This is a genomic window from Paenibacillus pabuli (assembly GCF_039831995.1).
GTDB classification, from domain to species: domain Bacteria; phylum Bacillota; class Bacilli; order Paenibacillales; family Paenibacillaceae; genus Paenibacillus; species Paenibacillus pabuli_C.
In genome coordinates, this window is the sequence record NZ_JBDOIO010000001.1 from 1 (window position 1) to 13,027 (window position 13,027).

Here is a 13,027-nt window from a genome sequence, read left to right on the forward strand (position 1 = left end):
GAATTATACTAGTATATCCTCTTTTATCGACAGCTTACTGGCGGGAAAAATTGAAGGTGCTGATGTAATTTATGTCAGTGAGGATACTTTCGATGCTACTGACGATTTAGCGGAACAGTTCGAGAAGTTACAGGATGCTTTAAATCTATCTTCAACACAGTCTGAAATACTGTTACATTATACAACTGAAGATTTTGATAGTATGTTGGTATTTGCATCTGTAAGTTCTAAAAAACTACAGATGATCAAAGGTGCGGAATTAACTGTTGGTGATATTGCTAATAGTTTGGACGAGATTATTGAGAGACTCATGAAAGATCCAAAATCTGCAGCAACCTTAAATTCACGCCTTAAGGTCGTACCAAAAACTGTAGCGGTAGTTGGATTATATCCTGGATGCGGTTCGACTTTTGTGACACTGAACCTGGCTGCAGCTTTGGCGGCTAAGGATGTTGACGTGACCGTTGTTGAGGGTCTGGAAAATCAACCAATGATTTACGAATATTTACATGGAAGTTCTACATTACCTGATAAGTGGCTTTCATTACACGAGAGACTCACTACTGAAAGTATTCAGTCACCTGATGTAATTGAACGAGGCTTAATGGGAATTTATCCTCTGCCTCCAGAACCAGCGGAAGTAGAATTAACGGAGAAAATGATTCTCGGTACATTGTTAGTAAAAGGTCCGGGATTTACATTATACGATCTCAGTACGAATTGGGGAACTGCCGCATCTGAGATAGTGTTAGACTTTGTTGACGAGGTCTGGTTAGTAATTACACCTAACCCTGCAAAACTTGCTAATAATATTCCAGTCTTCAAGGAAAAATTCGAGAAGTACTATGAGAAGCTGCGAGTTATCGGTAACCGTTGGGATGAATACGCACAATCACGTTCACAGTTGACTCAGGTTGTGCAATTACTCCAGTATAACCCTCCAACGACAAAAACTAACTGGCAAGGAATGACTTTGAGTGGTATTCTCCCCGTATTTCCTGCGGATAAAGTAACACGTGCGGAGTGGGAAGGCAAAATCTACACTGAAGATAACTTTAAATATGCTTCAGACTATTTTGTAGACTTCTATAACTTATTATTGCCTAAGCGCGGAATGATTAGTAAAATTTCTGATTGGGCAGCTGGATTCCGCAGAAAATAAGAATTTACTAAATAACGAGGTGAACGGCTATGTTAACGCAAGTATGGGTAGATATTCAACATGATGAAGGTTATAGTGAAAATATGTTCATTGGCGAGGTCGATATGCGCCAAGACCTGACAAATATTGTGGATTTCGCATTGTTTAAAGCATCACAGATCATTGACTCACATGATCTGAAAGTGGCAAAATTGAAGTACTATAATAACGACCGATTAATTGAACTGGGGTCTCCTAACAATCATTATTAAATCATAATAACTAATGGTAGGGTGATAAATATGAATAATACAGTTAATATCGATCTGAATAATAGTAAGATTATCCAATTAGACTATGATGCAGCTCTTAAAATATTATCACATCATGTTTCTGGGTACACGCGTGAGGATTTCGTAGGTATGTATTTCTACGAATCGCATCCCTTTTATGAATTGATCGAAGGTATTTACAAAGCTGAACTTGGTCCTATACCGCTCAGTTTGTATGCAGAGCATGGTACGTTCCAAATTTCATATAGTCAGGAAGGGTACGATATTCACTACTTCCACTTCATACCTGTGATTTAAATAGAAAGGTGATTTAATGAATATATCTTTAATCTTTGCTGACGATCTCAAAGTTGGTGATTGGGACTTTCCAATAATGCACGTACTTGATACAATCATCCCTCGATTACTCGGTGGAACCAAAGATATATGTCTTCATTATCACTATAATGTTCGGAATAAAGTAATTACTTATACATCAGGTAGGTTCGAGTCCCTAAGCTATAACTGTTGGGGACCTGAACGGCCTAAATCCGAATGGTACGCCTGGACCGAGTGTCGAAATTCACATATAAATTTCTGGTTGCATGAAATGAGCGAACTGATAATTTACGTAGCCTCGGAGAAAAGTCCGAAACTACCTTATAATACAATGAAATCTAAACGATATGTAAGGTTTAATCCTCACAGTAACGCACTTAAACCTTACGAGTAAGTTGAGGTGTTACTTATGATAAAACTTGTTTCTGATACTCACTTCTCTCATGGACAGATTTTGGTATATGAACCGAGTCGTCAGTTTGAGAATTATGAAGCTATGGATGAGTATATGATTTCTCGATGGAACGAAGTAGTAAGTCCCGAAGATACACTGTATCACCTCGGGGATGTTTACATAGGGTCAAGTAAGCGGCGAGATTATGTATTGCCTCAGCTTAATGGTGATAAGCACTTATTGATCGGAAATCATGACAGGATTACAAAGACAGCTTGGGATAAACAGGGATTTACTGTCATTCCTGGTAGGTATTTTATGATCGATCCTGATATTCCGATTGTATATTCTCACTATCCTATCGAAAATGCTATTGAAGATGGTCAGCGTCTTTTGGATATGGGATATTTTAATGTACATGGACATGTTCATACTAATATTTCGCATCTGGATCAAAGTAATCATCTTTGTATTTCTGTTGAATTGACTGAAATGGGTCCTGTCGACTACGAGTGGGTTTTAGCAACTTATCGAGATCGAACTGGAAAATGATAATAAGGAGGAATAATTGTGGATTCTATGATCAGAGAATATCTGCCTGAGTTTTTAACTAAAGACCATTGGGTGACAAAACAGGGTGATATAATGTATCCATCGCAGTTTGAGGATGGTCATCTTGTAGCAACACTCAATTTTCTGGTTAAACGTGCAGACAACGTGAGACAAATCGCAGACTTCCAGGCCGAATTGCGATACGTACAGATGTTAACCCAGAACAATGCGGACGACGGAACAAGTAGCGCTGTCGAAATGGAAATCTATTCCGCATCATTACGTCCAATTGAACGCTGGCTTTATGACGTATCTCATACTTATCGACTTTTATATGATGAAGCTATCGGACGTAATTTAAATAGTACGTATGCAGGACCGTGGCTTTAAACGGAATGAAAATTGAATTGGCGGAGGAATTTAATTTTGAGGAATAGAACACTGATAGCAGACTTTTTCGTGGACGGAAATGCGTTGGCATTTCTAATTTGGCTATTTACATCAAAATGGACTCACCTTGTAATAGGTACATTCTTCTTTGCAGGTGGGTACTCTGATAAAGACCTAACGATAGCTTTAGCCTCGATAGGTCCCTATGCTATATTCCTATTTCTCCATTTTATGCCAAAGAAATGGCGTAGTAATTTGCAGGATTTTAGGGACGATGTAATATAATTCATCTATTTTGGGGGAACACGTAATGAGTATATGTCTCATCGTACAGAGTAAGGTCGCTTATAAAAAATTATCCGATTGTGGCTGGTCGCATCATGTCTACATCGTAGAGAAAACTAAACCTACAGCTAAAGATTTTAATAATATCGACGCTTTGGCAGAGAAATTCGATACTGTTGTACTTCTCCCGGACATGGATTTGCGTGGCCAGTTATTCGCAAGTAGGGTAGTTAATCGAAATAAGGCTATTATAGCACTAGCACTTAATGCTGACATGATTACAGACTCCGCTGGAGCACGACTTGAAAATCTTGACGATAACTATTTGCAAAATGTATTACAGGGAATAGAAACAATGTATTAGAAATTAAACCCACATAAATCGCTAACATTATTATGTTAAGGTTTATTGTGGGTTTATTTTTGCCGGGAGGTGTGATTAGATGGATGGAATAAGTTCGTTTTTGAGTTTAGTTATCCTCGGCGGAGTTTTACTGATAGTATTCGCATTCGGGTATACTCGAAGTGAAGAAAATAAGGGTAACCTTATGACTAAGATAATTAAGCCCACAATATATGTCGTAGGATTAAGCTTTATTCTTATGTTATTTACACTCTCACGTTAACTGTAAGGTCTAGGGGGATTAATGTGTTTATTTTGCTTTTTGTGCTGATTTTTCTTTTCGGACTAGCGAGATATTTAAAGCGCCGAATGGGTAAAAGACAGGGTAAATTTATGTATCATATGGCTGGAATTATCTTTGTCAGTATCTGCATCGGCTATTTAATTGGAGACACCTTTGGATTCACGGGAAATAATCAGAGTAGTGCTAACACAGCGCAAAATTCTACTCCACCTAAAATTAACTCATCATCTAATACTTCAGGTGCTTTTCCAGTATATTCAATTAACTATGTACGATCAAACAAAGGTATGTATGAGGTATCTTTAACCTACCGCTACGGTAGCGACTTGGAACCTTTTAAAGGTACAATTACAGCTGTGTCTATTAAAGGTTCGCGGAGTTATATCAGATTCCCTGGAGATAAGCCTTTAAATTACATAGATGAAAGTACGCCTGAAATTATTTTATATCTTGCAAGCAGTTAAAAATAAAACCGAGACTATAATGGTCTCGGTTTTATTTTTAACTACGTAGTAGCTATCTTTTTGTAGTCCTATAGGTATCATTATCATTAAGTAGTATATGAATATTGGTAGATAAAACTAATGGAGGGATTACAATGAGTGGTCAAAGATTTGCTGTCGAATTCTTCTCTAAGAACTTTGATAAATTTTTGTTACGTTATGAATCTGGTGACTACGACATAGTTCAACACTGGTTAGTTGATGGCAGATTACAGGAAGAGCGTCGCAATGATCCGTTCGCATTGCAATACTCTGATAGTGAGATTGTCCAACTACTATCCTCGGCATATTATAAAGGAATGATCGAACTTTTAGAAGCAAACTCTAAGATACAACAAGAACTGCTATCTGAAATACTTAGGATCGAAATTAAGTACGCTGGAAATAAGATAGAGACATTTGAAGAATTGCAACGTTTATCTGGTGATATGGTACGATCATATAAAGTTAAAGAGTTCGAGAAAAAATTAAAGAGTGCAGATTTTAGTTTAACTCAGCATCTGGAAGATAAAGAAGAAACAGAAATTCTTTACACATACAGCCGGAGACTTCGTGGAGGAATTGTAACCGACTTTAGGGGTGGCGTACAGATATCTCATATCGTAGCTAGGACTAAAGATTTTCGTCACGGTGACAAATTACGGTTTATTAACGAAACAACACATCGGGATGGTAAGACATATAATTTCGAAGTTGTTGAACGTGTTGATTTACCGCAAAAGGACCGTGTAGAACTAAGTATTTGTGAAGTCAAGTCTGATTCCTTAGGCAGTTACATAGACACTTACTACGATAAGGAACTTTGTCAGGATATGCCGATTATTATCGGAGACACCCAGCAAAAGATTTACCTTAACGATGATGATATTAAATTATACTCTATCGAAGATGGTATGTACATCGACGCAGCTTACTGGGAAGGTAAACCTAATAACGTTAAAATCGTTTGGAGACATACTAGCGAGACAAATGATGTAACTCCTAAGCTTCCTTCATTCTATAAGAAGGGTAAAGTTAAGGCTGAAGAGGACAATATACCTCTCAGCTCTATCGAATGTTCAATTCTGAAAGACAAAAAAATATGTGTGGTTGGCTTCGATCCTCGTGATGCAGTGTTGAATGACGCTATACGGCGTATTGGCGGTAAATATATCAGTATTTCTGGTGATGGCGAGCAGAAATCAACTGTGATGCGTAAAATTAAAGATGCTGATTGTATTGTAACTAACTATAGTTATTCCAATCATACTTTTATTAAGCAGATGAACGTTTACGCTAAGGAAGCCGGTGTTTCTATTAGAAATATTCCATCGTTCGGAATAACATCCATACTGAGGGCAGCAATAGCAGCATTGATGGGTACCCGAGTTGGACAAGAATTAGTTTTAGAAGACGTGAAGAACTAATCTATTATCCTCTTTCCTTCTATCACAGTAAATTTGGTGATGTGGGATTGAGGATTTCTTTTCGCTTAAGAGGTATCTTAAATCTTATCAATATTTTACAGCTACTTAAGAGATTAAAAATAATTTAGCTGGGGGTTTTATTATGACTACAGACCTTATGTTAGTCGAGGATCATCTTTCAAGTTTGTTGAACAAGAACATCGTTATTTCATTTCAGGGAACTAACGATGGGAAACAAATCCACAGCGGAGTTTTACATGAAAATTTAGACTCAATCTTACTCACGAAGTTTCATATCACTGAAAATATCCTGTATCTACAATCACAATCAATGGTAACATATCCTATCGATCTCAGCGAGATATCCTACGTTGAAATGTTGGATGGTGTTGTGCGATTGATGAGAACTGACTGGTGGTCATTTGATCTGTACCAAGTCTAGTTTAAAGCTCCTTAATATATCCTTTTAATTAAGTTAGTATAAGTAATATTAAGGAACTTAAAATACTTGTGCGGAGTTGAGAGTATATGACTAATAACTATTTCACCTATAATCAGTTGAAAGATCGAGGAATGTCTAAGATTGATATCGAACGTAGTGTTGCTGAAGGTGTGTATGAGTCGTTAGGTAAAGGTATCTATGTCGATTTAAAATTCGAACATGCTTGCTTCCTACCTGATGCAACATACCTATTCAAGGACGGAATTTACTGTTTAATCACTGCTCTCGATATTCACGGTATGACTCTGAGAATGCCAGCTTATTATGATGTTGCGTCTAGTCGTAATACTAGAGACTTTAGTAATAGCATCAATACTTATCACCTGCACAAGTTTACTGGTTTTGGGTATAAACTAGGTGTTGAAACGAAGATTTATGGTGGCGAACCTGTTTTCGTATATGATATTGAAAAAACAATTTGTGATGTAATTTTACATAAAGATATCATGAATCCTGAAGATATTCAGTATTGTATTGATGAATATCGCCGCGATCGCGATGATTTTACCAAACTTAAATCATACGCCCAAATTTTAGGCATCGCTGATGAGGTTGGTGCCTATTTATAGGAGGAACGCTAGTGGCAAGTAATAGTACGGAATCTATAAAGGCACGTTTAAGAAATTTATCTAAATCTATGAATATACCAATTACCTTTCTGATGAAAACTTACTTCATCGAGAGATTCTTGTCACGTATTTCTGAGTCTGAATATCGTGATTATTTCTTGATTAAGGGCGGAGTTTTCATGTACGCTAATTATGGTGCAACTGGACGGATGACTAAAGACATAGATTTTACGCTGAAAACCAACACCTATGATGTGGATAGCATGTTAAACATCATTACACATATTATGGCACATCCGACTGATGATTGTGTAACTTTTGATTTAGATACGATGGTAGTACGTAACACTCAGGAAGCTAAATCCGTCAGTGGATATGCAGTAAGCGTCACTGCCTATCTGGGAGGAAAAGGAGCTATCAGTGAAAGGTTAAGTTTTGATATTAGTTATGGGGATATAGTCTACCCTAATGATATTTATATCACATTTGACCCATTGCTTGGGATGGCACCTATCACGCTGTTGTGTTATTCCTACGAAACCGTCATCGCTGAGAAATTCGCTGCGGCTGTTGGATTCGAGGGTGATAACACAAGAGTCAAAGATTATTATGACATTTACAAACTATCTACCACTATGGACTTTGATGGTAATAATCTTTATAAGGCTATCTATATGACATTCGAGATACGTGAAATGCTCAATCAAGACTTTACACAGAAACAGATTAACTTCGAATTCTTGGATGATATGGTAAATAACCGACAACACAACTGGGAACGACTCATTTACGAGATTCCGAGTGCCTCTGAGTTAAAACTAAGTGATGCAACTGCTCAGTTCTCTAGATTTTTGTATCCATTGTGGTTTGCATTTATTCATAATCAGTATTTTGATTATCAGTGGAACCACCAAACTCAGGTTTGGGAGTAGAAATTAAATCCATCTAAGTTAGGAGTAATTCTATGAGAGCAGTTGACTTATATAGCATGGAACCTGAATTGGTAACTTTCGAATTAGGTGAACTCCGTGGGCATCGATACGATCACTTACCTGACGTTCATGGCGACCTTTGGGGAATGGCTAATAAACGGGTAATTATCCGACACTTACGTAATGTTATCTTTGATGATCGAAGAATTTGGTCTCTTAAAACAATTTGGTTCAATCACCTACCTGTTATGATTGTGCAGAATGGTGGGCGTGAAGGTGATGATCACCATGCAAGATACATTACAAGTATTGAAAGGTACACAGAAATGGTGAGATATATTAATTCACTTATTCCTATTCAAGTTATGGATTACGAAATAATTGATGCGACTGTAAATGATGACAATCTGACTAATTTTTACGGGGGATCTTATCTCTAACATATTTTAAATCAAACTACAATAGACCTCGCGAAAGCGGGGTTTTGTACATAAGCAGTAAACATCATTTCATACTATAGTTATTTCAATTATTGAGTACTTAAGTTGTCTATTTAATTAGATAGTATAAGAGTTAATAAACGTTAGGCATTGGAGGAAAGACTTAATGGATATTCGGAATAAAATATTTATCGGAGATAATACAAAGGTTTCGGCTCAATTGCCTAAAAAATCGGTGAATGCAATTGTAACTTCACCTCCTTATTACAATTTACGTGATTATGGTGTGGATGGGCAGTTAGGTAGTGAGGACACACCTCGTGCATTCGTAGAAAATCTTGTTCGACTGTTTGGTGTAGGTCACTTGCATGATGTGCTCCGTGATGACGGAACTTTATGGGTCAACTTGGGTGACAGTTATAATAATGGGGCAACTGTTCCTGCAGACCCACAAGGAATGCACGGAGTTATTAAACCTGGTGACCTTATCGGGACACCTTTGATGTTTGCATATGCAATGCGAGATGCCGGTTGGTATTTACGATCAACTATTATTTGGGAAAAACCTCAAGGTAAGCCTGAATCAGTTTACGATAGACCTACTAATAATTTTGAATACTTCTTCATGTTCAGTAAAGTAGGTACTGGAGAATATTACTACGATTACGAAGCAATCGCTGAACCTTATATTGATGATGCAAAAGAAATGGCACGTCGATCAAACTCAGGCCTAGCTAAGGCACTTGGATCTCAGCTCAATTTGGAAGATTTACGGAGAAAGAATCGTCGTGCAGTATGGCGTGACTTGTATCCAGAAATTGAAGAAGCATACCAAAAATATCCACCTGAACTTGTACGTGAAGTCGTCCTTACATTTTCTGCAATGCTCGGATTGGAAATACCGGATGATCCGAATTTCTTGAGTATTCCTTGTGCTGATATCTGGAAGATTCGTCCACAAATGCAGACTGATGGTCACCCTGCACCATATCCTCCAGAACTTGTTCGACGTTGTATCTTAGCAGGTTGTCCAGAAGGTGGGGTAGTACTTGACCCATTCTTCGGTAGTGGTACTACTGGATATCAAGCAACTGGATTGAAACGGTACTTTACAGGATTAGAACTTAACCGTCATTTCGCTGTAGATATTGCATTCAAAAAAGTTGGTGGTGAAATTATCACAGACTTTGCAGATGAAGAATTGACTATTGCGCATGACTCTAAAGTAGAAGAAATTATTCTATCTAGACGACGTAAAATTGTTGAGGAACCTGTTGAGAAAGCTGTGAAAGAGCCTAAAGAGAAAGTTCCGAAAGAACCTAAGGAGCCGAAAGTTAAAGCTCCTAAGCCTCCTAAGGTAGTCAAACCTAAGGTAACTGTTGAGGATAAACTTGCCGCACTTGAGTTATAATAATCAATACAAAGAAACTGGCGAATATTTAATCGCTAGTTTCTTTTTATATAACCTGACTTTATCTTAAATAGTAGTATAAAGAGAAATAAATTATGATAATGGTGGTTGATTGGAGGTTTTAATCTATGAATGGGCAATTAGGACAAATCACAGTTAATGATACTGTCTTCAAATCTATGGCCGCTCGCGCTACTTTGAGTGTCGAAGGAATCACTGAATTTGGAAGTACATTCTCTGAGAAAGTCGTAAACCTTGTTACACGTAAAGGTAACAGTGGCATTAATATTGAAGTAGGAACGGAAGAAATCGCAGTAGATATGAAGCTAGTATTGGAATATGGAAGAAATATCCCTGAGACTGCCGCTAAGGTACAGAAAGCTGTACGGGATGAATTACAGGAATGGACTGGCTACCGTGTAGTCGAAGTGAATGTACTATTTGTTGATTTGAATATTAAAACCGAGTCTAGAGAACTCGCACGAGCACGGTAGGTGATTCGGGTTGAAATTTAGAAAATACTTCAGCGGAAGTCACATCCCGATACTCTTTGCTGTAGGTGTCATAATGACAATACCTGCCGAATTGTATAAAAGCTTCAATTTAAGTATGACAAACTACCTAATATTACATGTACTCAGTTTATTGGGTAATTGCTTTTCATTCTATGCGGGACTCGATTGGATTAACAACTTCAGAAATGCAAAAGGTTTAGCTAACCCAATTGTTAGAGGTGCAGGTCCTGGGCAAGTAAACGGACAACAGTCATCATACCCACCTCCACCTAATATCAATCAAACAGGTAATATTTCTGCGCCGATGCAGACTCCGCTTATAAGACCTCCGATGACATCTCCTCCTGTACCACCTCCAATGACACCTCCTCGTGCAGTACCGACAATACTTGATGATACTGCTGAAAGTAACGCCCCTTATATTCCAAACCCTGTGCAAAGGGAACAAGCATAATATGATAACAATAAAGCATGAAAATATACTTAATGCAACTGAAAATATAATTGCGCATCAGGTAAATTGTTTGGGTAAAATGGGATCAGGTATAGCTCTTGAAATTCGAAAGGCATATCAAATCGTATTTTACACGTATACCGCACTCTGTAGGAATGAAGCTTATTCGGATAAATTACTGGGGCATTGTCAAATAGTCAATATCGGTGAGGATAAATGGGTTGCAAACTTATTTGGGCAGTATGACATTTCGCGAAGTGCTAAGATGACCAATGAGCGTGCTTTAGTGACAGCTTTGATTTATCTGAGAGATAAAGCTGCTGTGCACGGTTATACTATCGCACTACCCTATGGTATAGGTTGTGGCAACGGTGGCGGAGATTGGGAATACATTTACGAACTTATTGGGAAAGTCTTTGAGAACTACCAAGTCACGTTATACAAGTACGATTGTTAACGTACATTCTTTTAATTATCAAGAAAAAAGCCATTTTATTAGATAGTATAGGTGGTTATCTATATTATTGATGGATATAGATCCCGCTAGGACTACGGTCTTGGCGGTTTTTTAATTAGTTAATTGGAGGTGCCATATGGCAGATAGATATTATATTGGAATTTTTACAACGGACAACGGAATGCGCTTCGGGATGGATACGCAGGAGGAAGTATTCGGTAGAATTTACATTGACGGATTAACTAAAGATGATGCAGAAATTCAACTTAAGCGGGTTTCTGAAGAGGTTGGGCTTCCTATTTTTGATAAAGATACGGACATTTATGTTAGTAACGACGCACCATTGGACTATGTCGGTATCTGCAAAACAGACAAAGGTTTCCGTGTCGGAATCTCGGAAGATAAGGAAGATTTCGTTCACGTGATTGATGGTCCGCTCAATTTCATGGACGCATATAATATTGTAATCATGGTCAGTGAACAGCGCAAAATACCAATATATAACACTGAAAACTGGTTAACAGGATCATAAGATCGGAGGTTCATTTTGCACAATAGAATAAAAGAATATTTACGTAACTTTGAGACTCCATGTTATTCTATTTGTATTCATTTAATTAAAAATGAGCCAAAAGCTGTAATGGCTGCTGAGAAAACACTTATCGATTTCTATAAGTACTTACTCGATAATTTTACAGATGAGGATAATCATAGCAAAGTACTCAAACAAATGGCTATTAAACATTCCTTACCTTTGATTAATAGCTAACGATAATAAACTGACTGGGGGTATTCGATGTATTATAGGGGAGTTGCAAGTGTATTCGATGACTTGGATAAATTTGTCCTCATTGTTGGCTCCAGAAAGGCAAAGCCTGAGGAACTTGGTGCTGCATACGCTTTAGCAAGGAAAATGGTTGAGCGAGGTATGATCGTAGTATCCGGACTTGCTGATGGTGTCGATACTTACGCACATCGAGGGGCTTTAGACGCTGGCGGAATGACTGTGGGTATTCTCGCAAATACTCCTGAAAAGGCTACTTATCCAAAATCCAATATCGATCTAGCTGAGCGTATTGTAGATCATGGTGCATTATTGTACCCCTTCATTACACCTCAGGATGAGACCGTAAGTTGGGGATTAAATCACTTTCAGCGACGTCTAGTTGAGAGGGACTGTTTACAGGCTATTTTATGTAAGAAGATTTTTGTAGTCTCAGACTCAGCTACAATTACCGGAGGGACTAGGTACGCTGTGAACTACGGTAAGAATGCTAAACATGACGTGTACCGTTTCGACACTAATTTCAAATCCCATGCTAATCCGCCAGCAGCAAATAGCGGTATTAATTGGGAAACTGAAATAAATTTGTTTGATCGTGATTTTCAACCATGGACTGGACCTGTTGCACGCGGACAGCTACTTTAATTAATCTTTGGCAATCAGTGGAGAAGTTAAATTAAATTGGAGGTTTTTCAATGTCTGTGTCCGCACCTTTACATGACATCGACACTGATATCTTAGCCAGATCAGAATTTACACTGTTCTCTACTGATTGTTTCCTAGATATAGGTTATATGTACGACATTCAGGGAACATTATCTTTCGTACGGTTAGGGTATCATCTCGGTGATGGTGAGATCGAGCCTGAATTTTTTATTGCACTACCATTCAATGAATATAATCACGATATGATAATTAATCTATATCGATCAATATATTTACATTTCACTACAATCTCCAGCACTCAGATGCCGGAGTTTTTCTCTACATTGGGTAGAATTGCGAATAAAAATGGTGGCAATTGGTTTAATGGT

18 protein-coding genes are annotated in these 13,027 nt (G+C 37.8%); all 18 read left to right on the forward strand.

Annotated elements, in window-relative coordinates; translation table 11 throughout:
• Nucleotides 1–1,162: hypothetical protein (locus ABGV42_RS00005; RefSeq protein ID WP_347379765.1), on the forward strand; the 1,162-nt coding region annotated here is incomplete at its 5' end.
• Between the two features lie 29 nt (nucleotides 1,163–1,191).
• Nucleotides 1,192–1,413 (forward strand): hypothetical protein, encoded by a 222-nt coding sequence (locus tag ABGV42_RS00010; RefSeq protein WP_347379766.1) that lies wholly within the window; start codon nucleotides 1,192–1,194, stop codon nucleotides 1,411–1,413.
• 30 nt (nucleotides 1,414–1,443) lie between these two features.
• Nucleotides 1,444–1,731 (forward strand): hypothetical protein, encoded by a 288-nt coding sequence (locus tag ABGV42_RS00015; protein ID WP_347379767.1) that lies wholly within the window; start codon nucleotides 1,444–1,446, stop codon nucleotides 1,729–1,731.
• Between the two features lie 430 nt (nucleotides 1,732–2,161).
• On the forward strand, nucleotides 2,162–2,698 hold the full coding sequence (locus ABGV42_RS00020) for a hypothetical protein (RefSeq protein WP_347379768.1): 537 nt from the start codon (nucleotides 2,162–2,164) through the stop codon (nucleotides 2,696–2,698).
• A gap of 18 nt (nucleotides 2,699–2,716) precedes the next feature.
• Nucleotides 2,717–3,088, forward strand: a complete 372-nt coding sequence (locus ABGV42_RS00025; RefSeq protein ID WP_347379769.1) for a hypothetical protein — start codon at nucleotides 2,717–2,719, stop codon at nucleotides 3,086–3,088.
• A gap of 310 nt (nucleotides 3,089–3,398) precedes the next feature.
• Complete coding sequence (locus ABGV42_RS00030; protein ID WP_347379770.1) at nucleotides 3,399–3,737, forward strand: hypothetical protein; 339 nt, start codon at nucleotides 3,399–3,401, stop codon at nucleotides 3,735–3,737.
• 285 nt (nucleotides 3,738–4,022) lie between these two features.
• Nucleotides 4,023–4,484, forward strand: a complete 462-nt coding sequence (locus ABGV42_RS00035; protein WP_347379771.1) for a hypothetical protein — start codon at nucleotides 4,023–4,025, stop codon at nucleotides 4,482–4,484.
• A gap of 134 nt (nucleotides 4,485–4,618) precedes the next feature.
• On the forward strand, nucleotides 4,619–5,929 hold the full coding sequence (locus ABGV42_RS00040) for a hypothetical protein (RefSeq protein ID WP_347379772.1): 1,311 nt from the start codon (nucleotides 4,619–4,621) through the stop codon (nucleotides 5,927–5,929).
• A gap of 528 nt (nucleotides 5,930–6,457) precedes the next feature.
• The gene (locus ABGV42_RS00045) at nucleotides 6,458–7,000 is read left to right on the forward strand and encodes a type IV toxin-antitoxin system AbiEi family antitoxin domain-containing protein (RefSeq protein WP_347379773.1); all 543 of its coding nucleotides are present in this window, start codon (nucleotides 6,458–6,460) and stop codon (nucleotides 6,998–7,000) included.
• Between the two features lie 11 nt (nucleotides 7,001–7,011).
• Entirely contained in the window at nucleotides 7,012–7,932 is a 921-nt protein-coding gene (locus ABGV42_RS00050) for a nucleotidyl transferase AbiEii/AbiGii toxin family protein (RefSeq protein ID WP_347379774.1), read from the forward strand.
• 32 nt (nucleotides 7,933–7,964) lie between these two features.
• A complete protein-coding gene (locus ABGV42_RS00055) occupies nucleotides 7,965–8,372 on the forward strand; it encodes a hypothetical protein (RefSeq protein ID WP_347379775.1) in 408 nt (135 codons plus the stop codon).
• Nucleotides 8,373–8,538: 166 nt separating this feature from the next.
• On the forward strand, nucleotides 8,539–9,783 hold the full coding sequence (locus ABGV42_RS00060; protein WP_347379776.1) for a DNA-methyltransferase: 1,245 nt from the start codon (nucleotides 8,539–8,541) through the stop codon (nucleotides 9,781–9,783).
• Nucleotides 9,784–9,911: 128 nt separating this feature from the next.
• The gene (locus tag ABGV42_RS00065) at nucleotides 9,912–10,277 is read left to right on the forward strand and encodes an Asp23/Gls24 family envelope stress response protein (protein WP_347379777.1); all 366 of its coding nucleotides are present in this window, start codon (nucleotides 9,912–9,914) and stop codon (nucleotides 10,275–10,277) included.
• Between the two features lie 10 nt (nucleotides 10,278–10,287).
• Nucleotides 10,288–10,752, forward strand: coding sequence for a hypothetical protein (locus tag ABGV42_RS00070; protein ID WP_347379778.1), 465 nt, complete (start codon nucleotides 10,288–10,290; stop codon nucleotides 10,750–10,752).
• A gap of 1 nt (nucleotide 10,753) precedes the next feature.
• Nucleotides 10,754–11,209 (forward strand): Appr-1-p processing protein, encoded by a 456-nt coding sequence (locus tag ABGV42_RS00075; protein WP_347379779.1) that lies wholly within the window; start codon nucleotides 10,754–10,756, stop codon nucleotides 11,207–11,209.
• 136 nt (nucleotides 11,210–11,345) lie between these two features.
• Nucleotides 11,346–11,741, forward strand: a complete 396-nt coding sequence (locus ABGV42_RS00080) for a hypothetical protein (protein WP_347379780.1) — start codon at nucleotides 11,346–11,348, stop codon at nucleotides 11,739–11,741.
• 15 nt (nucleotides 11,742–11,756) lie between these two features.
• Complete coding sequence (locus ABGV42_RS00085; protein ID WP_347379781.1) at nucleotides 11,757–11,978, forward strand: hypothetical protein; 222 nt, start codon at nucleotides 11,757–11,759, stop codon at nucleotides 11,976–11,978.
• A 27-nt stretch (nucleotides 11,979–12,005) separates the two neighbouring features.
• A complete protein-coding gene (locus ABGV42_RS00090; RefSeq protein WP_347379782.1) occupies nucleotides 12,006–12,638 on the forward strand; it encodes a DNA-processing protein DprA in 633 nt (210 codons plus the stop codon).
• Nucleotides 12,639–13,027 lie beyond the last annotated feature (389 nt).

What these genes read in the sequence shown, in the direction of transcription:
- ABGV42_RS00030 (WP_347379770.1), top strand. Translation starts at nt 3,399, where the DNA reads ATGAGTATATGTCTCATCGTACAGAGTAAGGTCGCTTATAAAAAATTA.
- ABGV42_RS00020 (WP_347379768.1), top strand. Translation starts at nt 2,162, where the DNA reads ATGATAAAACTTGTTTCTGATACTCACTTCTCTCATGGACAGATTTTG.
- ABGV42_RS00060 (WP_347379776.1), top strand. Translation starts at nt 8,539, where the DNA reads ATGGATATTCGGAATAAAATATTTATCGGAGATAATACAAAGGTTTCG.
- ABGV42_RS00080 (WP_347379780.1), top strand. Translation starts at nt 11,346, where the DNA reads ATGGCAGATAGATATTATATTGGAATTTTTACAACGGACAACGGAATG.
- ABGV42_RS00090 (WP_347379782.1), top strand. Translation starts at nt 12,006, where the DNA reads ATGTATTATAGGGGAGTTGCAAGTGTATTCGATGACTTGGATAAATTT.
- ABGV42_RS00045 (WP_347379773.1), top strand. Translation starts at nt 6,458, where the DNA reads ATGACTAATAACTATTTCACCTATAATCAGTTGAAAGATCGAGGAATG.
- ABGV42_RS00075 (WP_347379779.1), top strand. Translation starts at nt 10,754, where the DNA reads ATGATAACAATAAAGCATGAAAATATACTTAATGCAACTGAAAATATA.
- ABGV42_RS00010 (WP_347379766.1), top strand. Translation starts at nt 1,192, where the DNA reads ATGTTAACGCAAGTATGGGTAGATATTCAACATGATGAAGGTTATAGT.
- ABGV42_RS00065 (WP_347379777.1), top strand. Translation starts at nt 9,912, where the DNA reads ATGAATGGGCAATTAGGACAAATCACAGTTAATGATACTGTCTTCAAA.
- ABGV42_RS00040 (WP_347379772.1), top strand. Translation starts at nt 4,619, where the DNA reads ATGAGTGGTCAAAGATTTGCTGTCGAATTCTTCTCTAAGAACTTTGAT.
- ABGV42_RS00055 (WP_347379775.1), top strand. Translation starts at nt 7,965, where the DNA reads ATGAGAGCAGTTGACTTATATAGCATGGAACCTGAATTGGTAACTTTC.
- ABGV42_RS00015 (WP_347379767.1), top strand. Translation starts at nt 1,444, where the DNA reads ATGAATAATACAGTTAATATCGATCTGAATAATAGTAAGATTATCCAA.